Annotated in this window: 26 protein-coding genes; 18 read left to right on the plus strand and 8 right to left on the minus strand. The window is 69.8% G+C overall.

Translation table 11 applies throughout. The annotated features are described in order from the left end of the window. The first annotated feature begins 94 nt into the window (after positions 1-94). Together QN141_03760 and QN141_03765 are read left to right on the plus strand one after the other, a co-directional pair. The gene (locus tag QN141_03760; GenBank protein MDR7557583.1) at positions 95-412 is read left to right on the plus strand and encodes a hypothetical protein; all 318 of its coding nucleotides are present in this window, start codon (positions 95-97) and stop codon (positions 410-412) included. Next, complete coding sequence (locus QN141_03765; GenBank protein ID MDR7557584.1) at positions 409-555, plus strand: SPW repeat protein; 147 nt, start codon at positions 409-411, stop codon at positions 553-555. The genes QN141_03760 and QN141_03765 overlap by 4 nt, the downstream gene beginning before the upstream one ends. A gap of 120 nt (positions 556-675) precedes the next feature. Here QN141_03765 and QN141_03770 read toward each other — a convergent pair whose 3' ends face one another. From QN141_03770 to QN141_03795, 6 genes are all read right to left on the minus strand, one after another. Beyond that, positions 676-1110: an Rrf2 family transcriptional regulator gene (locus QN141_03770; protein ID MDR7557585.1), complete on the minus strand. Its 435-nt coding sequence runs from the start codon at positions 1108-1110 to the stop codon at positions 676-678. 205 nt (positions 1111-1315) lie between these two features. Then, positions 1316-2020 carry an ABC transporter ATP-binding protein gene (locus QN141_03775; GenBank protein MDR7557586.1) on the minus strand — a complete coding sequence of 235 codons (705 nt, stop codon included), beginning with the start codon at positions 2018-2020 and terminating at the stop codon, positions 1316-1318. Continuing rightward, on the minus strand, positions 2013-2738 hold the full coding sequence (locus QN141_03780) for an ABC transporter ATP-binding protein (GenBank protein ID MDR7557587.1): 726 nt from the start codon (positions 2736-2738) through the stop codon (positions 2013-2015). The genes QN141_03775 and QN141_03780 overlap by 8 nt, the downstream gene beginning before the upstream one ends. Continuing rightward, complete coding sequence (locus QN141_03785; GenBank protein ID MDR7557588.1) at positions 2704-3687, minus strand: branched-chain amino acid ABC transporter permease; 984 nt, start codon at positions 3685-3687, stop codon at positions 2704-2706. Before QN141_03785 ends, QN141_03780 begins: the two co-directional genes overlap by 35 nt. Beyond that, a complete protein-coding gene (locus tag QN141_03790) occupies positions 3684-4556 on the minus strand; it encodes a branched-chain amino acid ABC transporter permease (protein ID MDR7557589.1) in 873 nt (290 codons plus the stop codon). Before QN141_03790 ends, QN141_03785 begins: the two co-directional genes overlap by 4 nt. 54 nt (positions 4557-4610) lie before the next feature. Further along, a complete protein-coding gene (locus QN141_03795; GenBank protein MDR7557590.1) occupies positions 4611-5816 on the minus strand; it encodes an ABC transporter substrate-binding protein in 1206 nt (401 codons plus the stop codon). 255 nt (positions 5817-6071) lie between these two features. Here QN141_03795 and QN141_03800 point away from each other — a divergent pair, with 255 nt between their 5' ends. The 16 genes from QN141_03800 (at position 6072) to QN141_03875 (ending at position 22707) form a co-directional block, all read left to right on the plus strand. Then, entirely contained in the window at positions 6072-6242 is a 171-nt protein-coding gene (locus QN141_03800) for a hypothetical protein (GenBank protein MDR7557591.1), read from the plus strand. A 342-nt stretch (positions 6243-6584) separates the two neighbouring features. Beyond that, entirely contained in the window at positions 6585-7763 is a 1179-nt protein-coding gene (locus tag QN141_03805; protein MDR7557592.1) for a (Fe-S)-binding protein, read from the plus strand. Further along, complete coding sequence (locus tag QN141_03810) at positions 7760-8530, plus strand: electron transfer flavoprotein subunit beta (GenBank protein MDR7557593.1); 771 nt, start codon at positions 7760-7762, stop codon at positions 8528-8530. The genes QN141_03805 and QN141_03810 overlap by 4 nt, the downstream gene beginning before the upstream one ends. After that, the gene (locus QN141_03815) at positions 8527-9516 is read left to right on the plus strand and encodes an electron transfer flavoprotein subunit alpha/FixB family protein (protein MDR7557594.1); all 990 of its coding nucleotides are present in this window, start codon (positions 8527-8529) and stop codon (positions 9514-9516) included. Before QN141_03810 ends, QN141_03815 begins: the two co-directional genes overlap by 4 nt. Before the next feature lies 1 nt (position 9517). Continuing rightward, positions 9518-11560: a heterodisulfide reductase-related iron-sulfur binding cluster gene (locus QN141_03820; protein ID MDR7557595.1), complete on the plus strand. Its 2043-nt coding sequence runs from the start codon at positions 9518-9520 to the stop codon at positions 11558-11560. Continuing rightward, positions 11550-13559 carry a CoB--CoM heterodisulfide reductase iron-sulfur subunit A family protein gene (locus tag QN141_03825; protein MDR7557596.1) on the plus strand — a complete coding sequence of 670 codons (2010 nt, stop codon included), beginning with the start codon at positions 11550-11552 and terminating at the stop codon, positions 13557-13559. Before QN141_03820 ends, QN141_03825 begins: the two co-directional genes overlap by 11 nt. 15 nt (positions 13560-13574) lie before the next feature. Continuing rightward, positions 13575-14105 carry a hydrogenase iron-sulfur subunit gene (locus QN141_03830; GenBank protein MDR7557597.1) on the plus strand — a complete coding sequence of 177 codons (531 nt, stop codon included), beginning with the start codon at positions 13575-13577 and terminating at the stop codon, positions 14103-14105. Between the two features lie 5 nt (positions 14106-14110). Further along, the gene (locus QN141_03835; GenBank protein MDR7557598.1) at positions 14111-15124 is read left to right on the plus strand and encodes an oxidoreductase; all 1014 of its coding nucleotides are present in this window, start codon (positions 14111-14113) and stop codon (positions 15122-15124) included. Positions 15125-15134: 10 nt separating this feature from the next. Further along, positions 15135-17165: a cache domain-containing protein gene (locus tag QN141_03840; protein ID MDR7557599.1), complete on the plus strand. Its 2031-nt coding sequence runs from the start codon at positions 15135-15137 to the stop codon at positions 17163-17165. Further along, a complete protein-coding gene (locus QN141_03845; protein MDR7557600.1) occupies positions 17162-18319 on the plus strand; it encodes a response regulator in 1158 nt (385 codons plus the stop codon). Before QN141_03840 ends, QN141_03845 begins: the two co-directional genes overlap by 4 nt. After that, complete coding sequence (locus QN141_03850; protein MDR7557601.1) at positions 18316-18756, plus strand: response regulator; 441 nt, start codon at positions 18316-18318, stop codon at positions 18754-18756. The genes QN141_03845 and QN141_03850 overlap by 4 nt, the downstream gene beginning before the upstream one ends. A gap of 9 nt (positions 18757-18765) precedes the next feature. Next, positions 18766-19329 carry a 4Fe-4S dicluster domain-containing protein gene (locus tag QN141_03855; GenBank protein ID MDR7557602.1) on the plus strand — a complete coding sequence of 188 codons (564 nt, stop codon included), beginning with the start codon at positions 18766-18768 and terminating at the stop codon, positions 19327-19329. Further along, entirely contained in the window at positions 19326-20297 is a 972-nt protein-coding gene (locus tag QN141_03860; GenBank protein ID MDR7557603.1) for a CoB--CoM heterodisulfide reductase iron-sulfur subunit B family protein, read from the plus strand. Before QN141_03855 ends, QN141_03860 begins: the two co-directional genes overlap by 4 nt. Positions 20298-20302: 5 nt before the next feature. Then, positions 20303-21802 carry a Ni/Fe hydrogenase subunit alpha gene (locus QN141_03865; GenBank protein MDR7557604.1) on the plus strand — a complete coding sequence of 500 codons (1500 nt, stop codon included), beginning with the start codon at positions 20303-20305 and terminating at the stop codon, positions 21800-21802. Further along, positions 21795-22406: a hydrogenase maturation protease gene (locus QN141_03870; protein MDR7557605.1), complete on the plus strand. Its 612-nt coding sequence runs from the start codon at positions 21795-21797 to the stop codon at positions 22404-22406. Before QN141_03865 ends, QN141_03870 begins: the two co-directional genes overlap by 8 nt. Then, the gene (locus tag QN141_03875; GenBank protein ID MDR7557606.1) at positions 22357-22707 is read left to right on the plus strand and encodes a hydrogenase maturation nickel metallochaperone HypA; all 351 of its coding nucleotides are present in this window, start codon (positions 22357-22359) and stop codon (positions 22705-22707) included. The genes QN141_03870 and QN141_03875 overlap by 50 nt, the downstream gene beginning before the upstream one ends. A 24-nt stretch (positions 22708-22731) precedes the next feature. Here QN141_03875 and QN141_03880 read toward each other — a convergent pair whose 3' ends face one another. Together QN141_03880 and QN141_03885 are read right to left on the minus strand one after the other, a co-directional pair. Further along, positions 22732-23388 (minus strand): response regulator transcription factor, encoded by a 657-nt coding sequence (locus QN141_03880; protein ID MDR7557607.1) that lies wholly within the window; start codon positions 23386-23388, stop codon positions 22732-22734. Between the two features lie 34 nt (positions 23389-23422). Then, on the minus strand, positions 23423-25333 hold the full coding sequence (locus tag QN141_03885; protein MDR7557608.1) for a histidine kinase: 1911 nt from the start codon (positions 25331-25333) through the stop codon (positions 23423-23425). Between the last annotated feature and the right edge of the window lie 4 nt (positions 25334-25337).

Genomic DNA, 25337 nt, shown 5'->3' on the forward strand with positions numbered 1-25337 from the left:
ACGGTCTGGCATCGCGCCTGACCGGTCCTGCTGAGATCGAAATCGGCCGGCGGCCCGATGGGCAGCCCCGACCCCCTCGGGCTATGGTAGAGGCGTGAACCTGCGTCGATCCATCGACCGGCTGAGCGATCCCCCGCGCTGCCCGTTCTGCGGATCGGCCTTCACCTCCCGCAGCCGCCGCGCCGAGGGCTACTTCTGCCACTCCTGCTGGCGTCGGTTTGCCGAGCCGGAGGAGGTCGCCTTCGACTTCGTGGCCGACGGCTGGACCCCGGAGCTCAGCGCCCTCCAGGCCGCGGGGGAGGTCATCGTGGTGGCTCTCCCGAAAGGCTTCTTGGGGGTGTGCGTCCTCAGTACCGCTCCCCTCCTGTGGCGGCGGGAGACCTCACGTTGTCGGGAGGTGGTCACGCGATGAAGTGGGTGAACGTCATCCTCGGTCTGTGGGTTCTGGTGTCACCGTTTATTCTCACCAGCGCCAACACCTTGAAGTGGAGCAATGTAATCGTTGGGATCGTGGTCGCCGTCGTCGCCTATATGGCGACGACGCAGAAGTCGTAGGACTCGTCTGGGCTCATCTCCCGCCGCACAATGGTCGTCGGAGAGGCCGCCCGCAGGGGCGGCCTCTCCACACTTGCCGGGGAGCGGACGGAAGACGTCGACGCCGCCTTCCGCCCTCCCTCAGGATGCCCTCCGTCGCGCCCGCCGGCTCCGCCGGTCGCCGGCCACCATCTGCGCCACCGTGGCCGAGTCCAGTTCCCGCATCAGGACCCCCTGGATGTGCTCCCACACGGGGTGCGCGCTGCAGGTGCGTTCCAGGGCGCACTCCCCGCCAGCCACACAGCGGTTCAGCCGGATGGGGCCTTCTGCCGCTTCGATGATCTGGCGGAGGGTGATGGTCTGGGGATCCCTGGCCAGCTGGATGCCTCCGCGCGCCCCGCGCAGCGTGCGCACGTACCCTGCCCGGACCAGGGTCTGGACGACCTTCGTGAAGTAGGCGCGGGGGACGAGCTGGCGACGCGCCACGTCGTCCGAGCGGACCACCCCGCCGCTGTCGGTGGCGGCGAGGTCCAGGACGATCCGGATCGCGTAGTCCGCCTGCCGCGTGATCTCCATGCCTCTCTCCTCCGTGGATTCGGTTTCCCCGAACGGATGTGACCTCCCGCGCGGACCCTCCCATGGCGATGGGGAGAATCCGGACCCGGGTGGTCCGCTTCCCCGTCATCATGGCAGGACGGCCGGGACGAGGATATCGGGCGAGGGGAGGATTCCTGTCCGGTCCACACAGTAGTGCCTGGGGCGGCTCGGCGGGGAGACTCGACTACAGGCCGAGGTAGGCGCGCCGGACCCCGTCGTGCGCCAGCAGCTCACGGCCGGAGCCCTCCAGGGTGATGCGGCCGTTCTCCAGCACGTAGGCCCGGTCGGCCACGGCCAGGGCCTGGGCGACGTTCTGCTCCACGAGGAGCACGGTCACCCCCTGGGCGCGGATCTGCGTGATCACGGCGAAGACGTCGCGCACCACCAGCGGGGCCAGGCCCAGGCTCGGTTCGTCCAGCATGAGCAGCAGGGGGTCGCTCATCAGGGCGCGGCCCAGGGCCAGCATCTGCTGCTCGCCGCCCGACAGCGTCCCCGCCTCCTGACGGCGGCGGTCGCCGAGCACGGGGAAGGTCCGGTACACCCGGGTCAGGTTTTCCAGGCGTTTCGCCCGGGCGCGCGGGGGATAGGAGCCGAGCAGCAAGTTCTCTTCAACGGTCATCAGGGGGAAGAGCTGACGACCTTCAGGCACCTGGGCGATCCCCAGATCGGTGATGCGGTGCGGGGGGAGCCCGACCAGCGACCGGCCGTTGAACCGGACGCTGCCCCGGCGCGGCCGCAGCAGCCCGCTGATCGTGCGCAGGGTGGTCGTTTTGCCGGCGCCGTTGGCCCCGACCAGGGCCACCAGTTCACCCGGGCGGACGTCGAAGGACACATCCCACAGGGTGATCAGGTCGCCGTAGGCTGCCGCCAGCCCGCGCACCTCAAGCATCGGCCGCCTCGCCCAGATAGGCCTGGATGACCTCGGGGTTCCGGGCCACCTCCGCCGGCGTCCCCTCGGCGATCTTCCGGCCGTAGTTCAGCACCACGATGCGGTCGCTAATGCGCATGATGACGCGCATCACGTGCTCCACGATCAGGATGGTCACGCCCCGCTCGCGGATCTGGCGGATGAGCTCCACCAGGCGGTCGGCCTCGGCCGGGTTCAGGCCGGCCGATACCTCGTCGAGCAGGAGCAGCCTCGGTTCCAGGGCCAGGGCCCGGCCGACCTCGACGCGCTTGCGGCCGGCCAGCGTCAACTGCCCGGCCGGACGGTGGGCGGCATCCTGCAGACCGATGAACTCCAGCACCTCCCAGGCCCTGCGCTCCGCCGCCGGCCGGGAGGGATACCGGAGGAAGGCGCCGACCATGACGTTTTCCAGCACGGAGAGATGCGGGAACGGTCGCACGATCTGGAAGGTGCGGCCCATGCCGAGCCGGGCCATCCGATCCGGGGGAAACCCGGTCACGACGCGGCCCAGGTAGGTCACGGATCCGGAGGTGGGCGGGAAGTAGCCGTTGACGGCGTTGAACAGCGTAGTCTTCCCGGCCCCGTTGGGGCCGATCAGGCCGACGATCTCCCCCTCCGCCACACTGAAGGAGACGTCGTTCAGGGCCATCAGGCCGCCGAAGGCCTTACTCAGCCGGTTGAGGGAGAGCACGTCGCCCACCCGGCCACCTCCGCGCGAGGAGCCGCCATCCGCCCACGATGCCTTCGGGCGCGAACCGGACAATCAGGATGATCAAGACCCCGTAGATCAGCAGGTTCGCCTGCTGGAAGTAGTTGCGGAACAGGTCTCCGGCCACCAGCAGGACCGCCGCGCCGATGGCCGGCCCGAAGACCGTTCCGGCGCCGCCGATGTAGGCCATCAGGGCCAGCTCCACGCTCATGCCGATGTCGAAGATGATGTGCGGCTCGAAGAAGCTCACGTAAACGGCGAACAACGCTCCGCCGGCGGCGGTCAGGGCGGCGCTGAGCATGAAGGCCGCGACCTTGACCCGTGTGGGGTTGATCCCCATGGCCATGGCGGAATCCTGGTCCTCGCGAATGGCCTGCAGGTAGTAGCCGAACCTCGACCAGGACAGCCACCAGGCCACCAGAAGGGCCAGCGCCAACCAGCCCAACCCCATGTAGAACTCCACGGCACGGTCGAACAGGTCCAGCCCCAGGGGCCGGGGCAGCGACTTGATGAACAGCCCCTCCGCTCCGCCGGTAAAGGAGGTCCAGTTGATGGCCACCAGGCGCAGGATCTCGGCCACGGCGATGGTGCTGAGCACGAAGTACGGCCCGCGCAGCCGGAACACCACCCAGCCCCAGACGGCCGCCACGAGCGCGGCCAGGAGCATGCCGGCGAGCAGTCCCCACCAGGGAGCCACCCCCGCCCGCAGCGCCAGCAGGGCCATGGTGTAGCCTCCCACTCCCATCAGCGCGGCGTGGCCCAGCGACAGCTGTCCCCCCCACCCGCCCAGGACATCCCAGGCCGTGGCCGTCGCCGCGAAGAGGACGATCGCCACGCCCAGGTTCAGCTTGGTGGGGAACACCGCGGGGTAGCATGCGGCGACGGCGACGACGGCGGCGACGGCGATCAGGGTGCGCGGTCTGGGCACCGCCGGGGTCATACGCGGCTCCGTCCGAACAGCCCCGCCGGCCGGAAGAGCAGGACCAGCAGGAAGGCGACCAGGCCGAAGGCGTCGCGGTAGGCGCTGCTCACGTAGGTGGCGCCCAGCGACTCCGTCACCCCCAGGATCAACCCGCCGCCGATCGCCCCCACCACGTTGCCCATACCGCCGAGCACCGTGACGACGAAGGCCTTCAGGGTGAAGACGCCGCCCACGGTGGGAATCACGTAGAGCACCGGCAGCAGCAGGGTGCCGGCCAGGGTGGCCATCGCCGCGCCGATGCCGAAGGCCACGCCCCGCACGTGCGCCGCGTTCACCCCCATCAGTTCCGCCGCGTCCGGATTCTGGGCGGTGGCCCGCATCGCCCGTCCCAGCTCCGTGCGCATCAACATCAGATACAGCCCCGTGATCGCCGCGATGGTGATCAGGAAGGAGAGCGTGAGCGGCAGACTGAACGTCACGCCGCCCAGGCGCAGGGTCGAGGTGGAGTAGCGTGTGAAGATGCTCTGCGGCTGCGCGCCGAATCCAAAGAGGAGCAGGTTGCTGATGACCAGCCCCACGCCGACCGTCATCAGGATGGAGACGTGCTCCGGAGCGCGGGCGATGGGTGCGATGAACACCTTCTCCACCGCGTACCCCAGCCCCACGGACAGCGGGAGGAGGATCAGGATCGCCAGGAACGGGTCGATCTGCCCGCGGGCGAAGAGCAGCAGCGCGGCGTACATGCCCAGGGCCACGAACTCGCCGTGGGCAAAGTTGACGACGCGCATCACGCCGAAGATGAGGGAGAGGCCGATCCCCACCACGGCATAGACGCCGCCGGTCAGGATGCCGCTCACCACCACCTGCAAGAAGGTCGCGAGGTCCATGGCGCGCCCCGGGGCCCGACGGCCTGCGTCGGGCCCCGGATCACCGGACCGGCCTCAGGGCGCCGTCCGTCTGTCCCACGGCGGCGTCGGATAGCGGGGGCGGCCCGGGGCGATCTGCGTGGGGAACACCGTGACGAACTTCCCGCCCTGGACCTGCTCCACGACCATCGGAATCGGATTCTGGTTGCGGAAGCCGGCGAAGTTCTGGAACCGCACCGGGCCCACCGGCGTCATCAGGTCCGTGGCGGCGAGGGCCTCCAGGATGGCCTTCTTGTCCAGCCCCCGGGCCCGGTTCAGGGCGTCGGCGGCCACGATCAACGCCATGTAGGTCTCCGCGGCGTGGTAGCTGGGCTCGGCGCCGCCCAGGGCCGCCTTCAGGTTCTGGTAGAGGGCCTGCGCGCCGGGATACTTCACATCCGGCGTCCAGGAGGTGGCGGTGAAGACCCACTCCGCGGTGTCGCCGGCGCCCTTGATGAAGGACTCGATGGCGAAGCCCGCCGCCGCGCCGGCGAAGATCTTGGGGTTCAGATTGACCTCCTTGGCCTGGCGCATGATCGCCACCGCGTCCTCCTCGTAGGACACCATGAAGATGATGTCGGCGCCCAGGGTGCGGAACTTGTTCAGCAACGGCCGGAAGTCGGTCAGGCCGCGGTCGTAGGCTTCGTTGGCCACGAGCTTGTAGTTGCGCACCTTCACGAAGGCCTGCGCCGCGGCGGCCACGGACTGCTCGAAGGCGCCGGTGCCCGCCAGGATGGCCACGGTCTGCATCCCGCCCAGGGCGTCGAAGAGGTCGAACAGGGTCCGGGCGTAGGTGCTGCTGACGCTCTTGGCGCGGAAGACGTAGGGCGAGCCGGGCTTGGTGATGCTGTCGTCGGCGCTGCCGGAAACGATCAGGGGCATCTCCCGCCGCTCCATGTAGCCGGCCAGCGGCTTGCTCACACCGCTGCTGTAGGTGCCCAGGATGAGGGGCACCCCTTTGGCCAGCAGCCGCTCCGCCGCCGAGAGCGCGGCCGGGACCGCCGAGGCGTCGTCTTCGATGAGCAGCTCGAGCGGGCGTTTCTGGACGCCCCCCTTCGCGTTGATCTCCTTGAGCGCCACGGTGTAGCCGGCCATCTGCATCTTGCCGAAGGTGGCAAACCGGCCGGTCAGGGATGTGATCACGCCGATCCGGATCGGTTCGGCGGGGGCCGTGGTCGCGGGCCGCACGACAACGGCGAGGAGGATCCACAGGACCGCGGCCGCGAGCAGGCGCGTGCGCATGATCCTCACCTCCACACGGTGTCCACTTCCACAGCGGGTGAGGCGCCAATGGCGCGGGGGAAACAGGATGCAGAACGCCTCCTTTGTAGCCTACGCCGCCTTCGGCCTGCGGCGTATCGGGCGCGTACCCGATTCTGCCGTCCCCGCCCGCCCGAGGCGAATCGGCCCGGCACCCGATGGCCGAGTCCGGGAGCCGGGCGCACGATGGAGGTGCAAAGCGAAGGAGAACGGCGGAGCGCACAAGGGGGGATTGCTGTGCGGGATGGGCGAGAGATCCGGCCCACGGATACCTGCCACCGCTGCGGCCTGCGCCGCGCCACCAGGGACCTGGAGCAGCGCGGCATTACGATCCGCCTGTGCGATGACTGCTACTGGGGCGCCGAACAGGCCCCGGAGACAGGGAAGGACGCCCCGCCCGCCGCCTAGCGTCTCTCCGGTCTCACCGCGCTTCCCCGCCCGCCCCCCACGGCTTCCTCGCGGGCAACTCCCCCGTTGGTCGCTGAACAGCTGCCCATCGGCCGTGCCCGGGCCGACGGCGGCGCCGGGCCGCGTCAGGGCGGCGGTGGCCCCCCGGTGGCGGAACCGTGAGCATCCGACCATGGCAAATCGGTCATCCATCGGATGGCAACGGCACAGAACGGGGCGGAGAATGCTGGCGGGACACAGACGGTGGTGAGGTGACGCCGAGCACAGAGCGGTCACAATCAGCGGGAGGCGGCGGAGACGCTACCTGAGCAGTGGCTTCCCCGCGGAAGGAGCGTACCCACGATGTTGTCCGCACCTCCACGTCCGTGGCAGCAGGAGTTCTACCCCTGCATCCAGTGCGGTATGTGCGGGGGGTCCTGTCCCCTCGCTCATGCCATGGATTACCCCCCGCGTCGAATCATCCACCTGGCGCGGGAGGGCCTGCTGGACGACGTGCTGCGCAGTACCACCCCCTGGCTGTGTGTCTCCTGCTACACGTGCGCGGCCCGCTGCCCCGGAAATCTGAAGATCACCGACGTCCTGTTCCCGGCCCTGCGCGATGCGGCCATGGCCGCGGGGATCCAGCCTCCTCCCGAGATGAAGAAGGCCCTGGACAACACCTATCGGTATGGCAACCCCTTCGGGGAGGGGATGCGGAAGCGGCTCGAGTGGGTCAAGGGGGCGGGCGTGCCCGTCCCGGTCATCTCGCAGCTCAAGCGGCCGGTGGAGGTCCTGTGGATCGTCGAGTGCTACCCGTCTTTCCACCCGCGCAACCAGCGCCAGGCCCAGGCCATGGCCCGGCTGCTTCACAGGCTGGGTGTAGACTTCGCCATCCTCGGACCGGAGGAACACTGCATCGGCGACTGTGAGCGGCTGGCCGGGGAGCGCGGGCTGTTCGAGAGCCTGGTCGAGTACAACGCCGCGCTGCTGGACCGCTACGAGTTCGGCGAAATCGTCACCGGCGATCCCCATGCCATGAACTCGCTCAAGCGCGTCTACCCGGCGCTGGGCCACCGCTATCCGGTCAGCCACTACGTCGAGTTCCTGGCCCGCCGGCTCGACGCCCTGCGTCCCCTGCTGCGCAACCCCCTTCTTGCCCGAATCACCTACCACGATAACTGCTGCCTGGGACGGGCCTGCGGCATCTTCGACGCCCCGCGCGAGCTGCTGCGCGCCATTCCGGGGGTGACCCTGGTCGAGATGCCGTTCTCCAGGGAGCTGTCGCTCTGCTGCGGCGGCGGAGGCGGCGGGATGTGGCTGGACACGCTGATCTGGCAGACCGCGCACGAGCGGCTGGCCGACCGGCGCGTCGCCCATGCCCTCTCCACCGGGGCGCAGATCCTGGCCGTGGCCTGCCCCTTCGAGACGTCGCGCTTCGAGGACGCCCTCAAGTCCACGGGCCACGAGGGACGCCTGGTGGTGCGGGACATTCTCGAGTTGCTCGACGAGTCGATGGTCCCGCCAGGCGAGGTGCAGAGATGAAGATCGCGGTCCTGCTGACGATGGTCCCCGATCCGGTCGAGGAGTTGGAGATCGACCCCTCCGGAACGGCGCTGGACACCCAGTGGCTGCGCTACGTCCTGAGCGAGAGCGACGACCACGCCCTGGAGCAGGCCCTGCTGCTCAAAGAGCGCCATGGCGCGCAGGTCACCGCCTTGGCCCTGGACTACGGCGACGTGGACCAGACGCTGTTCACCGCCCTGGCCAAAGGGGCGGACGAGGCGGTCAAGATCGCCCCGGCGCCCGAAGGGAGCGTCACGCGCCACGAAGCGGCGGCGATCTTTGCCGCGATCCTCCGTCGCCGGCCCGCGGATCTCGTGCTCACCGGCGTCCAGGCCATCAACGACCTGGACGGCCATCTTGCCGGGTTGCTGGCCGGGTTGCTGGATCTGCCCTACGTCGGGGTGACCCGGTCCGTCGAGCCTGCTCCGGACGGCACGGTCCTGGTGCAAAAGGAGTACCCGGGCGGCGTAGCCGCCGAGATCAGCGTCCCTCTGCCGGCCGTGATCGGCGTGATCTCCGCGCCGCAGCCGCCGCGCTACGTCCCCGTGGCCCGCATCCGCGAGGTGATGAGAACCCGATCGATCGGGACGGAGGCGCTCCCCGCCATCGGCGCTCAGCCCGTCCCCGCCATCCGTCGCCTGTACAAGCCCACGGCGGCCGGCGGAGCCACGATGCTCGCCGGAACCCCTGAGGAGGTGGCTCGGGAACTCGTGGCCGTCCTGGTAGACCGGGGGGTGCTGCGATGAGCGCGCCGTCGCCGGAGGTCTGGGTGTACGTCGAGCACCTGAAGGGCAGCGTCGCCCCCCACACCTACGAACTGCTGGGCAGAGGGCGCGAGCTGGCCCAGAGCCTGGGCGGACGCCTCGTCGCGGTGTTGCTCGGCCGCCAGGCGGCGGACCTGGCGCGCACCCTCGGCGCCGCCGATCTGGTGCGCCTGGTCGACCACGAGCAGCTGGAGGCGTTCACACCCGACGGCCACGCGCGCACCATGGCCGCGCTGGCCGAGCAGCATCGGCCCCACCTGGTCCTGTGCGGGGCCACGTCGGCCGGCATCGACCTGGCCTCGCTGCTGGCGGCGCTGCTCCAGGTCCCCATGGTGGCCAATGTGCGGGCGGTGGGGGTCGAGGACGGCCGGATCCTCGCCACGAGCCAGCTGTGCGGGGGTAAGCTGCTGTGCGATGTGGAGGTGCCCTCCGGCTCGGTTCTGGCCGTCCTGGCCGGCGCCTACCCGGCGGAGGCCGGGATGTCCACCGGGGAGCCGCCGGTGGAGACCGCCGCCGCTCCCGACCTGCTGGCCCGGGTCCGGGCGCAGGTGGTGCGACTGATCGAGCCGGCCGCCGGGGACGTGGACATCACCAGGGTGCCGGTGCTGGTCGCCGTCGGCCGCGGTATTCAGCGCAAGGAAAACCTGCCGCTGGCCGAGGAGCTCGCGGCGCTGCTCGGCGGCGCCGTGTGCGCGTCGCGACCGGTCATCGATCAGGGATGGCTGCCCCTCAGCCGGCAGGTCGGAAAGTCCGGGATGACCGTAAAGCCCCGCCTCTACCTGGCCCTGGGCATCAGCGGCGCGCCCGAGCACCTGGAAGGGATGCGCCAGTCCGAGCTCATCGTTGCCGTCAACACGGATCCCGCGGCGCCGATCTTCACCGTGGCGCACTACGGAGTCGTGGCCGACATCTTCGAGATCCTCCCGGCCCTCGTCGCCCAGCTGGCCAAGGCGAAGAGGGCGGCCTGAGATGACGCCGGTACGGGAGACCTTCTGGAACGTCCCCCCCTGGGCCGAACTGACGCAGTACGTGCTGGGCGCCCTGACGGTTCTCGTCTTTGCCGTCGGGGTCTTCTGGCGCGCTCGAAGATGGCGGCTGGGCCGCGCCGAGAGGTTGAGCGGAACGCTCTGGGATCGCCTGCGGGCCGTGGTGCTCTACGCGCTGGCCCAGCTGCGCATCCTCGCCGACTACCTCTCGGGCATCATGCACCTGGCCCTGTTCTGGGGGATGGTCGTGCTCTTCCTCGGCACGGTCCTGGCCACGGTGGACTGGGACGTGACCCGCCTGTTCTGGGACCTCCGGCTCCTGCAGGGGCGCGTGTACCTGATCTACGAGCTCGTGCTGGATCTGTTCGGCGCCCTGGTCGTGTTCGGGCTCGGCATCGCGCTGTGGCGGCGATATCTCCGCCCTACCCCCCGGCTGGCCTCCGCCGCCGTGCCCACCTTCCGCTGGGACGAGGCCTATCTGCCCGTCATGCTGCTGGTGATCGTGCTGAGCGGCTTTGCGGTGGAAGGGCTGCGCCTCGGCGCCGATCCGCCGCCCTGGCGGATGTGGTCTCCCGTGGGCTCGGCGCTGGCGGAGGCCTTCGGGGAGAGTTCCCCGCAGACCCTGCGCACCGTTCATACCGGCCTCTGGGCCGCCCATGCCCTGCTGGCCTTCATCTTCATCGCCAGCATCCCGTTCACCAAAGCGTTCCACCTGATCTCCTCGCCGCTGAACGTCTTCTTCCGGGACTTTTCTCCGCCGGGGACCCTGCGCCCGGCGGCGGCCGCCGGCGCCGCATCCATCAGGGATCTCACCTGGAAGCAACTGCTGGAACTGGATGCCTGCACCTGGTGCGGGCGCTGCCAGGAGGTGTGCCCGGCCTACGCCAGCGGGCTGCCCCTGAGCCCGAAACACCTGATGATGAAGCTGGACGCGGCGCTCCTGCGCACCGGGGGCCGTCAAAGGAACCCCGGCGAGGACGGCCTGCTCCACGGCCCCGTCGTCACCTCCGGCGAACTCTGGGCCTGCACCACGTGCGGCGCCTGCGCCGAGGCCTGCCCGGTCTTCATCCGGCAGCCGCAGATCATTGTGGACCTGCGCCGGCACCTGGTCAGCCGGGGCACGATGGACGGGATGCTGCAGACCGCCCTGACCCACCTGGCGCGCTACGGCAACTCCCTCGGCCAGTCCGAGCGCGCCCGCGCCCGATGGACCCAGGCGTTGGGATTTCCGATCAAGGACGCCAGACGCGAACCGGTGGAGTTCCTGTGGTTCACCGGCGACTACGCCGCCTACGACCCGCGCGCCCAGGAGATCACCCGGATCACGGCCAGGCTCTTCCACGCCGCCGGCGTGGAGTTCGGTCTCCTCTTCGAGGGGGAGCGCAACGCCGGCAACGACGTGCGCCGCGTGGGCGAGGAAGGGCTGTTTGAGCTGCTGGCGGAGCGGAACCGGCAGGCGTTGAGCCGGGCCCGATTCCGGCGCATCGTGACCACCGACCCGCACACCTATCACGCGTTGAAGGTCGATTATGACCTGGAGGGGACGGCGGGGGACGGGCACCCCACCGAAGTCCTGCACTACTCCGAACTCCTCGACCGCCTGATCGCGGAGGGACGCCTGCCGGTGCGTCGTCGACTAAGCCTGACGGTGACCTATCACGATCCCTGCTATCTCGGCCGGTACGCCGGCGTCTACGAGCCCCCGCGCCGCGTCCTGCGCGCCCTGGGGGTCCACCTGGTGGAGATGCCACGCCACCGCGAGAGGAGCTTCTGCTGCGGTGCGGGCGGAGGGCGGATCTGGATGGAAGAGATGCCGGCGACGAAGGAACGGCCTGCGGAGCAGAGAGTGCGGGAGGCGGCGGCCCTCCCTGGGGTCTCTGCCCTGGTCGTGGCCTGCCCCAAGGATCTGGTGATGTTCCGCGATGCGGTGAAGACCACGGGGCTCGAAGGGCGTCTGGCGATACGGGATCTGGCCGAACTGGTCAGCGAGGCGGTGACGGCGGAGGAGGCCAGCCATGCGGCTTGAGACACAGACCGGAAACGGCGCGCCGCGCATCGGGGTATACGTCTGCCACTGCGGCACAAACATCGCCGGGATGGTGGACGTCAAGGCCCTCACCGCGTACGCGGCCACGCTGCCCGGCGTCGCGGTGGCGCGGGAGTACAAATACATGTGCTCCGATCCGGGCCAGGCCCTGATCCGGTCGGACATCGCGGAGCACAGACTGAACCGGGTGGTGGTCGCGGCGTGCTCTCCGCTGCTGCACGAGCACACCTTCCGCGGTGCGGTCGAAGCGGCCGGGCTCAACCCCTACTACTTCCAGATGGTCAGCATTCGGGAGCTGGACTCCTGGGTGCACACCGACCCGGCCGAGGCCACCCGCAAGGCGAAGGACCTGGTCCGGGCCGCGGTGCAGCGCGTCATCCTGCACAAGCCCCTGGAGACCCGCAGCGTGCCGGTGAATCCCAACGTCCTGGTGGTCGGCGGCGGCATCGCCGGAATCCACGCCGCCCTGACGATGGCCAACGCCGGCAAGCACGTCTACCTCGTGGAGCGCGAGCCCACGATCGGCGGGCACATGGCGAAGTTCGACAAGACCTTCCCCACCCTGGACTGCGCGGCGTGCATCCTCACCCCCAAGATGACGGCCGTGGGCACGCATCCCAACATCACGCTGTGGACCTACTCGGAAGTGGAGAAGGTCGAGGGGTACGTCGGCAACTACCGCGTCACCGTCAAGCGGCACCCGCGCTACATCATCGAGGACCTGTGCGTCGGCTGCCAGGAGTGCATCGAGGCCTGCGTCTACAAGGAAGCCAGGGTCCCGGACGAGTTCAACCTGGGATTGGGCAAGCGCAAGCCGATCTACCTGCCTTTCCCCCAGGCCGTGCCGCTGCTGGTGGTGATCGACCCGGAGACCTGCATCGAGTTCAAGAGCGGGAAGTGCAAGAAGACCTGCGTGGAGGCCTGCGGGGAGCGCGGGGCCATCGACTTCACCCAGCGGGAGCGCACCGAGGAGATCGAGGTCGGGGCGATTATCCTGGCCACCGGGTTCAAAACCTTCGACGCGCGCCGCATCCCCTACTACGGGTACGGGGTCTACAAGAACGTCTACACGGCGCTGGAGGTGGAGCGGCTGATCAACGCCGCCGGGCCGACCGGCGGTGAGGTCGTGCTGCGGGACGGCCGGAAGCCCGAACGCGTCGGGATCATCCACTGCGTCGGCTCGCGCGACGAGCACTACAACATCTACTGCTCGCGGGTCTGCTGCATGTTCTCCATCAAGCTGGCCCACCTCATCCGCGAGCGCACCGGCGCGGAGGTGTACAACTTCTACATCGATATCCGCACCCCCGGCAAGGGGTTCGAGGAGTTCTACCGGCGCGTCCTGGAGGAAGGGGTGCACTTCATCCGCGGCAAGGTGGCCCAGGTCTCCGACTGGGCGACCAGCCCCGAGGAAGAAGGCAAGCTCATCATCCAGGTGGAGGATACCCTGGCCGGCATGATCCGGCGCATCCCGGTGGACATGGTCGTCCTCAGCGGGGCCCTCGAACCGCAGGCCGACGCCGAGGCGGTGCGGCGCCTCTTCAACATCTCCTGCTCCACAGAAGGCTGGTTCCTGGAGCGGCATCCCAAGCTGGCGCCGGTGAGCACCTTCACCGACGGCATCTTCCTGGCCGGGGCCTGTCAGGGGCCCAAGGACATCCCCGATTCCGTGGCCCAGGCCGGCGCCGCGGCGGCGGAGGCGCTGGCCCTGGTGGACGCCGGGCGCATCGCCCTGGAGCCCAATACCGCCTACGTCGTCGCCGACGACTGCTCGGGCTGCAAGACCTGTATTCCGTTGTGTCCCTATCGCGCCATCGCCTTCAACGGACAGACGGCCAAAGCGGAGATCACCGAGGCGCTGTGCAAGGGGTGCGGGGTCTGCGTGGCGGCCTGCCCCTCGGGGGCGATCCGCCAGCACCTGTTCGAGGATGCGGAGATCTTCGCCGAGATCGCCGGGGTCCTGGCGGCACAGGCCTGACGGGAGGACGGGACGATGGATGGACCGCACAAGGAACAACCCGCACACGGGCCGGCCGGCACCGGGTGGGAGCCCACGATCGTGGCTTTCTTCTGCACCTGGTGCACCTACACCGCAGCCGACCTGGCCGGCACCTCGCGCCTGAAGTACCCGCCCCATGCCCGTGTCATCCGGGTGATGTGTTCGGGGCGCGTCGATCCGCAGTTCGTGGTGGAAGCCTTCGCCCGCGGCGCGGACGGGGTGCTCATCGGGGGCTGCCATCCCGGCGACTGCCACTATCAGGAGGGGAACTACAAGACGCTGCGCCGCGTGGCCCTGCTGCGCCGCGTCCTCGGGGAGATGGGGATCGAAGACGGCCGCCTGCGGCTGGAGTGGATCTCCGCCTCCGAAGGGGAGAAGGTGGCGCGGGTGATCACGGAGATGGTCGAGACCCTTCGCGCGCTGGGCCCGCTCGCCCTCCCGGCCCGGCGCGCCGCCTGGGATGCCGAAGTCGCGCCCGGGACCGTCGAGGCCGTGCCGGCGGCGGCCGCCGGAGGAGAGAGGTGAGTCCGATGGCCCAGAGTGGCAAGCCCCGGGTAGCCTTCTACTGGTGCGCCTCCTGCGGCGGGTGTGAGGAGGCCGTCGTCGATCTGGCCGAGGACATCCTCGGGGTCGTCGAGGCCGCGGACATCGCCTTCTGGCCCGTAGCCCTGGACGTCAAGCGCCGCGATCTGGAAGGCCTCGCCGACGGCTCCCTCGCCGCCGCCTTCATCAACGGCGCGATCCGCACCGCCGAACAGGAAGAGATGGCCCACCTCCTCCGGCGGAAGGCGCAACTGCTGATCGCTTTCGGCGCCTGCGCACACCTGGGCGGCGTCCCGGCCCTGGCCAATCTCTGGGACCGCGCCGCGATCTTCCGGAAGGTGTACGAAGACGCGCCGTCGGTGGTCAATGAGCAGGGCACCCGCCCCCAGGAGGTGGTGCCGGTCGACGGGGAGCGTCTCACTCTGCCCGCCTTCCGCGACACCGTGCGTGCCTTGAACCAGGTCGTGGACGTCGACTACTACCTCCCCGGGTGCCCGCCCACGCCGAAAATCATCAAGGAGGCCCTGGAGGCCATCCTCTCCGGCCGTCTGCCGCCCAGGGGCAGCGTGCTGGCCCCCGATGTGGCTTTGTGCGAGCAATGCCCGCTCAAAGACACCAAACCTGAGCAGTTGCTCCTGAAGGAGTTCAGGCGACCGCACGAGGTCCTGATCGATCCGAAGACCTGTTTGCTGGCCCAGGGCATCCTCTGCCTGGGGCCGGCCACGCGCGGCGGCTGCGAGGCGCTGTGCCCCAGAGCGCACATGCCGTGCACAGGCTGCTTCGGCCCGACCTCCCGGGTGGTGGACGTCGGGGCCAAGATGATCTCGGCGGTGGCCTCCATGGTGGACGCCACGGACCCCCAGGCGGCGGAAGCGATCCTGAACACGATCCCCGACCCGGTGGGCACCTTCTACCGGTACTCGCTGGCGGCCTCGCGCCTGCGCCGCCGCATCCAGACCCCACCACCCGAGGCGGTCCGGGCGCAGGCCGCCGGCGGCTAGAACGGTTCCCATGCGCGCGGCCGGACATCCCATCGCCTGGATCGGGTCGATCCGACGCCGCGCGGAACCGGGGGGCGCCGGTCGGAGACCGCGGTTCGTTCCCCTGGCCACGAAACTCGTCCTCAGCCATCTGCTCATCGTGGCGGTGACGGCCGCCCTCTTCGGGCTGGTGGGGACCCGCATGATCGGCGACCTGATCATGTCGGAGGCCCGTTCCACGGTGCGCAACGATTTGAACGCCGCGCGCGAGATTCTCCATGGCCAGCTCAACCACGTCACCTACGCGGTCCGATTCACCGCGGCCCGCTTCTTCCTCCGTGACGCCCTCCTGGCCGGCCGGACGGACCATCTCCTGGCCGAACTCCGACGGGTGCGCGAGCAGGAGGGGTTGGATTTCCTGACCCTCGCCGACGGCACCGGGCATGTGCTGCTGCGCACCACCGGCGGGAACAGACGCGGGGATACGGTCGCCGGCGACCCGGTGATCCGGGAAGCCCTGGGAGCCAGGACGGCGGTGAGTGCGGCGGCGATCATGCCCGAAGAGGCGCTGTGGCTGGAGGCGCCCGCCCTCGCCGAGCGCGCGCGCATTCGGGTCGTCCCGACCCCCCGGGCGCGTCCCGGAGCCGAGCCCGACCTGACCTCGGGTCTGGTCCTGGAAGCCGCCGCGCCGATCCTCGAGGACAGCGGGGCGGTGCTGGGGGTACTGTACGGAGGCATCCTCCTGAATCGCAACTTCGCCCTTGTGGACAAGATCAAGGCAACGGTCTTCCAGGGGGTGCAGCACCAGGGACGGGACATCGGCACGGCCACCGTGTTCCTGGACGACGTGCGGATCACCACCAACGTGACCTATCCGGACGGTTCCCGGGCCATCGGTACCCGCATCGCCGCGGACGTGTACGACCAGGTCGTAGGGCGAGGACGGCCCTGGATCGGTCGGGCCTACGTCGTCAGGGACTGGTACATCGCGGCGTACGAGCCGATCGTCGGCATCGGGAACCGCACCGTCGGCATTCTCTACGTCGGAGTCCTCGAGCAGAAGTACCTGGACATCCGCCGCCGGGCGGTGATCGGGTTCCTGGGGATCATGCTCGGCGGTGCCATCCTGGTCACCGCACTCTCCACCTGGATCACGCACCAGGTGTCCCGGGCCACCCGGGCCCTGGTCTTCGCCGCCCACGACGTGGCCGCGGGCAATCTGAACGCGCGGGTGAAGGTGCGGACGAACGACGAACTGGCCGTCCTGGCCGATACGTTCAACAGGATGGCCACAGCGCTTCGGGAACGTGACGAGCGCCTCAAGGAGGCGGCGCGCAGACGGATGATGGAGTCCGAGCGCCTGGCCGTGATCGGCCAGCTCGCCGCGGGCGTGGCCCACGAACTGAACAACCCTCTGCAGGGGATCGTCACCTACGCGCACCTGCTCCTGGAACGCACTCCTGCCGCGGATCCCGCCAGGGACGCCCTGCAGAAGATCGCCGCGCAGGCCGACCGCTGCCGCGAGATCATCCGCAGCCTGCTGGACTTCTCCCGCCCGCGCAAGCCCCAGCTGCGGCCGACGAATCTCAACACGGTTCTGCGGGAATGTCTGGGGCTGGTGGAACGCCAGGCCCTGTTTCACAACATCACCGTCGTCACCGACTTCGCGCCAGACCTGCCTGAAGCGATCCTGGACCCGGCACAGGTTCAGCAGGTCTTCATGAACCTGATCATCAATGCCGCCGAGGCGATGGGAGGAGCGGGAACGCTGACCCTGGTCACGCGGGCCGACCCCGCCGGCGGGATGGTCGAGGCCCGGGTGACCGATACCGGACACGGGATTGCGCCGGAGGATCTGGACCGCATCTTCGACCCCTTCTTCACGACCAAGGGGATCGGCCACGGCACGGGGCTCGGCCTGTCCATCAGCTACGGCATTGTCAAGGAGCACCGGGGCACCATCGCCGTGGAGAGCGAGGTGGGCCGGGGCACGACGTTCACCGTCCGCTTCCCGGTCACGGTGACGCCGGCGGCAGAGGGAGTCAAGGAGGCGGTGGCGTGATCGAGACCGACGGACGGCCGCGCATTCTGATCATCGACGATGAGGAGGTCGTCCTGGACGCCTGCGCGCAGATCCTCGGCACCCAGGAGTTCGATCTGGCCGTGGCCCGCGACGGGACGACGGGGCTGGATCGGGTTGGGGAGTTCCATCCGGATCTGGTCTTCGTCGATCTGAAGATGCCGGGCATCTCGGGGTTCGAGGTCCTGGAGGGCATCCGGGCCCGTGACCCCTCGATCGTGACCATCGTCATCACAGGCTACGCCACCCTCAGCTCTGCCGTGGAGGCGATGCAGAAAGGGGCCTATGACTTCCTGCCCAAGCCCTTCACCCCCGAGGAGTTCCGCCTGGTCACGCGCCGGGGGCTGGAGAGGCGTCGCCTGGCCCGGGAGGCGGCGCGCCTGCGCGCCGAACGCGATCTGCTGCGCGAGCAGTTCGCCTCAATCGTCTCTCACGAATTGAAGGCGCCGCTGGCCGCCGTCCAGCAGCAGCTGATGCTGCTGGCCCACGAGCTGGCCGGTGTGCTCAGCGAGGCCCAGCAGGAGCGACTGCGGCGCCTGCAGGGGCGGATTGCCGACCTGCTGGCGCTGATCGCCACCTGGCTGCGCGCCATCTCCTCAGACCTGGAGAGCCTCCGGGCATCGTTCCGGCCGGTGCCGATCCCCACCGTTGTGGAGAAGGCCGTGGACAGCATGCGGGTCCTGGCGGAGAGGAAGGACATCACCCTCGAAACCGATGTCCCCACAGCGGTGCCACCGGTCCTTGGCGATGAAGGGACGCTGGTCGAGGCCCTGGTGAACCTCGTCGGCAACGCGATCAAGTACTCGCCTGCGGGATCGCGCGTGATCGTCAGCGCCGGAGCGCGGGAGGGGACGGTGTCCCTTGCCGTCAGGGACTTCGGCGTGGGGATCCCTCCCGAGGATCTGCCTCGCATCCTGGGAGGCCTGAGCCGGGCGGTGGGCACGGCGGGGGAGACCGGCGCGGGATTGGGATTGGTCATCACCAGGCGCATCGTGGAGGTCCACGGCGGGACCTTGACCGTGGCCAGCACGCCGGGAACGGGCACCACCGTCACCATCTCACTGCCGGCCGCGGGCCCCTCCGCTGCGGAGGCGGTCGGAGGAGCGGAACGCCAGAAGGAGGTTGGTGTGCGATGACTGCGGGAAAGCGGCTGCTGATCGTCGACGACGATCCGGAGTTCGTGGAGGGAATCCGCGGGATCCTGGAGGGCGCGGGCTACGCCGTGGAGGCGGCCTACAACCCGGCGGACGGGTTCGTGGCGCTGCGCAAGGGACGCTTCGACCTGCTCCTGCTCGACATCCTGATGGGGCGCGGGGCGGAGGGTGTGATGTTCGCGCGGAAGATGCGCAAGGATCCGGCGTTGCGCGATATCCCCGTGCTGATCATCACCGGCATCCGGGAGCAGATCGCCTTCCTCTTCCCTGGAGAACCCCTGCACCCCCATCTCGTGCCGGTGGACGAACTGATGGAAAAGCCGGTGGAACCCGCCCTGCTGCTGGAGAAGGTCGCCGCGTTGCTCGCGGCCGCGGAACGGCGGAAAGCATCCGGAGGGCAGAAGGCGGCCGGGGCGTAGGAGGGCATGATGGCCGGACCGGTGTCCTTCACGGCGGAGATCCGTCACGCCCTGTACGCCCTGACGCCGAACCCCGTGGAAGCCTGCATCCAGTGCGGGACCTGCTCGGCGAGCTGCCCCCTGGCGGACTTCATGGACCACTCGCCGCGGCAATTGATCGCGATGATCCGCGCCGGCCAGCGCCGGGCGGTCCTGGCCAGCAACACCTTCTGGATCTGCGCCTCGTGCTACCAGTGCACGGTGCGGTGCCCGGCCGAGATCGACGTGGCCCGGATGATGTACGCCCTGAAGCGGTACGCGATCTGGCGGAACCAGTGCGAGCGTGAAGCGGTGACGCGGGACTTCTCACGGCGCTTCATGCGCATGGTCGTGCGCACGGGCCGATCGTGGGAACCGGCGCTGGCGCCCGCTTATCTGGGGCGCCGCGGCCTCCGGGGCGTGCTGGACGAGGCCCGCGTGGCCGCCGGTCTGCTCTGGCACGGACGGCTGCCCCTGTGGCCACGCCGGATCCGCCGGCGCCAGGCGCTGCGCAGGGTGCTGCGCCATATCGTCCCGGTCGGAGGACGCTCGTGAAGACCTACGCGTACTATCCCGGCTGCTCGCTGGAGACGATGGCCCGATCCTACCACTGCTCGGCGGTGGAGACGGCCCGGGTGCTCGGCCTCGAGTTGCAGGAAATCCAGGACTGGAACTGCTGCGGGGCCACCGCCTATTTCCACATCGACGAACTCCTGGCCTACACGCTGTGCGCGAGGACCCTGGCCATCGCCGAGCGGACGGGACTGGACCTGGTGGCCCCCTGCGCCGGATGCTTCAAGAACCTGCACAGCGCCGCCGACGCCCTGCGGAAGGACCCGGATCTGGCGGAGCACATCAACGAGGCGCTGGCCGAAGACGACCTGCACCTGTCCGGGACGACCCGCGTACGGCACCTGATCGAGGTGTTCGTGGAGGACGTGGGGCTGGAGGCGATCCGGGCCCGCGTGACGCGTTCCCTGAGGGGCCTCCGGGTCGCCCCGTACTACGGCTGCCAGGTTGTGCGTCCGCAGAAGACCGGCGAGGCGGCCGAGCGGGTCACGTTCTTCGAGGACCTCATCAGCGCGCTGGGGGCGACGGCGGTGCCGTATCCCGCGCGGCTGCGCTGCTGCGGGGGATCGCTGATCGCCACGCAGCGCGAGGCGGCGCTGGCCCTCGTGCACGACCTGCTGAAAAGCGCGGTCGAGCAGAAGGCGCAGGTCGTCGCCACGCTGTGTCCGCTGTGCCAGACGAATCTGGAGGCCTATCAGGGCCTGGTCCGCCGCGCCTACCCGGACCTGCCGGCGGTGCCCGTCCTGTACTTCACGCAGGTGATGGGCCTGGCCCTGGGGATCTCCCCCCGCCGACTGGGGATCGGCCGGGAACTCGTCAGCGCGGCGCAGGTCGTGCAGTTCTGCCGGCGCGGTACGGCGGCGGACAGTGAACACGCGCCCGGGGAAGCGGCGCGGGCAGGACAGGCGGGTGAGGAAGGCAGCCGCCCGCTGGCGGCGGGAAGGATGCGGTGAGGACCATGACAGAGACGGTGCGTCGGCACGTCGTGATCGATCCGATTACCCGACTCGAGGGGCACGGCAAGATCGACATCATCCTGGACGAGGCGGGGCAGGTCGATCGGGCCTACTTCCAGGTGCCCGAGTTGCGCGGCTTCGAGAAGTTCGCGGAGGGCCGGCCGGCGGAGGAGATGCCGCAGATCACCTCGCGCATCTGCGGGGTCTGCCCCACCGCGCACCATGTGGCCTCGACCAAGACCCTGGACGACCTCTACCGGGTCACCCCGCCTCCGGGGGCGCGCAAGATCCGGGAGCTCCTCTACAACATCTTCATGGTGGAAGACCACGCCCTGCACTTCTACTTCCTGGGCGGTCCGGATTTCGTGGTCGGCCCGCAGGCGCCGGCGGCGGAGCGCAACGTGCTGGGCGTCATTGCCAGGGTCGGGGTGGAGACGGGCCGGCGCGTCATCGCCATGCGCCGCCGGTTGCGCGACCTCATCGCCCTGGTCGGCGGGAAGACCGTCCACCCGGTGTTTGGCCTGCCGGGCGGGGTGGCCCGGGGCATCTCTCCCGACGAGCAGGCGGAGTTCGTCCGCACCGCGGAGGACGCCGTCGAGTTTGCGCGCTTCACCCTGGACCTCTTCCACCAGGTGGTGCTCGCCAACCCCGAGTACGTCAGGCTCATCACCTCGGAAACCTTCACCCACCGCACCCATTACATGGGGCTGGTCGACGACCAGAACCGGGTCAACTTCTACGACGGGATGGTCCGCGTCGTGGGACCCGACGCCCGGGAGGTGGCCCGGTTCTCCGCCCGGGAGTACCTGGACTACGTCGCGGAACACGTGGAACCCTGGAGCTACGTGAAGTTCTGCTACCTGAAACCGCTGGGGTGGCAGGGCTTCACCGACGGCGCCGCCAGCGGCGTGTACTGCGTGGCGCCGCTGGCCCGCCTCAACGCCGCCGACGGCATGGCCACCCCGCTGGCCCAGGCCGCCTACGAGGAGTTCTTCACCGTCCTGGGCGGCCGTCCGGTCCACCACACCCTGGCCAACCACTGGGCCCGGGTGATCGAGCTGCTCTACGCCGCAGAGCGGATGCGGGAGCTGAGCGGTGATCCGGAGATCACCTCCCCGGAGATCCGCGCCCTGCCCACCGCCACCCCGACGGAGGGCATGGGGGTGGTCGAGGCGCCGCGGGGCACGCTCTTCCATCACTACGAGACGGACGACCGCGGGGTCATCCGCAGGGCCAACCTGATCGTGGCCACGCAGAACAACGCGGCGCGCATCGCCATGAGCGTGGAGAAGGCGGCGAAGGGATTGCTCTCCGGCCGCGAGATCTCCCCCGGGCTGCTGAACATGGTGGAGATGGCGTTCCGGGCCTACGACCCCTGCCACGGCTGCGCCACGCACGCCCTGCCGGGCAGCATGCCGCTGCTGGTCCGGCTGCGCGACCATACGGGAAGCGTGGTGGCCACGTTGAGGCGGGATCTCGACGGGAGCCTGCACTATGCCTGAGGGCTTCGCGGCGCCGACGGCCGGGGGGTCGGCGGCGGGGCAGCCCTCCGCGGCGCGTCCCCGCGTCCGGCTGCTCGCGCTGGGCAACGAACTGCTGGCCGACGACGCCTTTGGCCTGCTCGTGGCGCAGGCGGCGCGGGCCGCCCGGCCCGACCTGGAGGTGGCGGACGCCGCGGCGGGCGGATTCGGACTGCTCGACCTGATCCTCGACGTCGATCGTCTCCTCGTCGTGGATACCGTGGCCAGCGGCACCGCCGCCCCCGGGACGATCCACGTCGTGCGCGCGGACGACGTGCTGCCGGCCGCCGGCGGTCCCTCCCCCCACTACGCGGGGCTGGGGGAGGTCCTGGCGCTGGGACGCGCCCTCGGTTTGGCGATGCCCCGGGAGGTCATCATCATCGCCGTGGAGGCCGCCGACGGCGCGACGGTCGGAGGATCGATGCACCCCGCGGTCCGCGCGGCCATTCCTGAGGCCGTCCGCATGATCGGCGACCTCGTCGATGCCGGGTGGTGCAGACCCGGGGCAGACCACCCGGCGGCGGGAGGTGATGGAGATGCACGAACTCGGGCTGACCGAGAGCATCCTGAAGACCGCGCTCGATGAGGCCGCACGGGCCGGGGCCACGGCCGTGCGGGGGCTCCACCTGGTGCTGAGCAGCGCCTCGCACATCGAACCGGAGACGGTCCGCCAGCACTTTGCCGTGATCAGCCGCGGGACGCCGGCGGAAGGCGCCGAACTCTCCTTCACCATCCGGGAGGTGGTGGAAACCTGCCGCATCTGCGGCCGCACCTTCGTCGTCCACCACGACGAGGGCTGTCCGCACTGCGGCACACCGGCTCTGGCGGTCGATCAAGAGGACGAACTCCGCCTGGAAAGCCTCGACCTGGACGTCCCCGCGGCCTGACGTCCGCTCCTGCCGCAGGCGGCCTCAGGCGTCGGCCTCGACGAGGCCCTTGCGGATGGCGTACTTGATGAGCTCGGCCGGCCGGTGCAGATCGAGTTTCTCCATGATGCGCTGGCGGTGGGCGGAGACCGTCTTCACCGAGAGGTGGAGCATCTCGGCGATCTCCGGGCTGGTGTACCCCTCCGCCAGGAGCTTGAGGATCTCGCGTTCCCGCGTGGTCAGCTGCGCGTAGGAGGTGGCCTCCTCTCCCGCTTCGACCCGGCGCAGGTAGTCGCCGACCAGGGACTTGGCCATGGACGGGAAGAGGTAGGTCTCCCCTCGCGAAGCGGCCTCGATGGCGTCCACGAGCTCGGCCGGGCGGGCCTTCTTCAGCACGTAACCGCAGGCCCCGGCGCGCAGCATCTGGAACAGATACTCCTCGTTCTCGTGCACGGTGAGGGCGAGCACCTGGACATCGGGGAACTCCTCCTTGATGCGCCGTGTCGCCTCGACCCCCCCGACCTTCGGCATGGCGATGTCCATGAGGACGACGTCGGGGCGCAGCCGCCGCACCTGCTCCAGCGCCGCCAGTCCGTCCTCCGCTTCACCCACGACTTCCATGTTGGGCGCGGACTCCAGCAGCGCGCGCAGGCCGGCCCGGACCAGGGTGTGGTCATCCACGATCAGCAGACGCAGAGCCATGCGACCCCCTCCCCGGCCGACAACGCCGGCCGGTTCACGCCGCCGCCTCCGCCGGCACGGGCACGGTCATCGCCACCACCGTCCCCCGCCCGGGCGCGGAGGCGATCTCGAGCCGGCCGCCCAGCAGCGTCACGCGCTCCTCCATCCCGGCGATCCCCAGGCGCCGCCGATCCGGGGAGGCGCGCAGGGCCGCGGCCTCGAACCCGACCCCGTCGTCGGCCACCTGCAGGCGTACCGCGCCGCCCTCCAGCGTCAGAGAGATGGCCACGGTCCTGGCGTGGGCATGGCGGGCCACGTTGGTGATCGCCTCCTGGGCCACCCGGAAGACGGTCGTCTCGACGGCGGAGGGGAGGCGGCCCGTGCCGAAGCCCGCCGCCGCGAAGCGCACCTCGATGCCCTGCGCCTCCAGCAGCGTCCTGGCGTAGTGGCGGACGGCCGGCACCAGCCCCAGATCGTCCAGTAGCGTCGGGCGGAGAGCGAAGACGATCTTGCGAACCTCCTCCAGCGTGGACTCGGCGACGGTGCGGATCGTCCCCAGCGCGCGCTGAAGCCGGGCGGGATCCGTCGCGCCCTCATGCTCCACGGCGTTGAGACTCATCATCAGGCTCGTCAGCGACTGGCTGACTTCGTCGTGCAGCTCGCGGGCGATCCGGAAGCGTTCCTCCTCGTGCGCCCGGATAAGGCGGGCCAGCAGCTCGCCGCGCAACCGTTCCTTGTCCCGCAACTCCTCGAAGAGCCTCCGGTTCTCCAGGGCCGTGGCCAGATGGCCGGCCGCGGTGGTGAAGAGCGTCAGATCCGCTTCCTCGAACGCCACGGGCCGCTCGCGGGCGACGATGATCCCGCCGAAGGTCTGCTCCCTGGTCCGCACCGGCACGGCCAGCCCCGCGCCCGGGGGGACGACCTCGCAGCACACCTCGGCGGGACCGACGGGATAGCACAGCGCCCGGCCGGTCTCCGCCGCGCGGACGACGATGCGCGCGCCGGTGGCTTCGAGCAGGGACGTCGCCCCCGCGCCCGCCAGCAACGTGGCCTGCCCCCCGTCCACGCCGTAGATGGCGCAGGCGTCCGCCCCCACGATCTCCATGAAGACCGCCGCCGCCTCCGCCAGTCCCGCGCGCAGATCCGGCGCTTCGATCAGGGTGCGGCTAAAGATGGTGAGCGTGGACAGGCGCCGGGTGAGGTCCTCGATGCGGGCGCGCTGGGCGCGGGTGTACCGCTCGATCCGGCCGCTCATGTCGTTGAAGGCGGCGGCGAGCATCCCCAGTTCGTCCGAGGTCTGCACCGAGGAGCGCGCCCCGTAGTTGCCCCGAGAGATCTCCTTGACGGTGGCGACGATGTCGGAGAGCGGATCCAGCACGAACCGGCCGAGCAGCACGCTCAGCGTGCCCAACGCCAGCAGAAAGGTGAACCCCACCAGTCCCGTCAGGAGCCGCGCGCTGCCCCGCAGGTGCGACTCGACGTGGGCCGTGTCCAGCGAGACGACGGTCGCCCCCAGGATGCGCGGGCCGGCGGTGTGGCAGCCCCGGCACTCTTCCCGGTTGGGGATCGGCGTGAACACCACCAGCTCGCTGTCCTCGGGCCGCTCCTCGGTGCGCGGCGTCCCGGTGGCGATGACCTGGGCCAGCAGCGTCGACGGCTGCAGGGTGCCGATCTCGTCGGGGTTGCTGCTCGCCCACACCCGGCTGTCCGGGGCGTAGATGGCCACCCGTTCGATCATCGGCGCCCGCTCGATGTGCCGGATGATCTGTCGCATCTCGGTGGGGTTGTTGTTCACCATCGTCGTGGTCAGGCTGTGCAGGATGGTCTCCGTCAGCGTCCTGGCCATCGTTTCAAACTGCGCCAGCCCCGCCGCCCGCTGGAAGAGCAGGAGCGCGTAGATCGAGGTCCCCCCCACGCCGAGGAAGATGACCACGATCCAGAGGGTAATCTTGAGGTGGAGGCGCATCGCC

It is taken from the genome of Armatimonadota bacterium (assembly GCA_031459765.1).
Taxonomy (GTDB): Bacteria; Sysuimicrobiota; Sysuimicrobiia; order Sysuimicrobiales; family Kaftiobacteriaceae; genus Kaftiobacterium; species Kaftiobacterium secundum.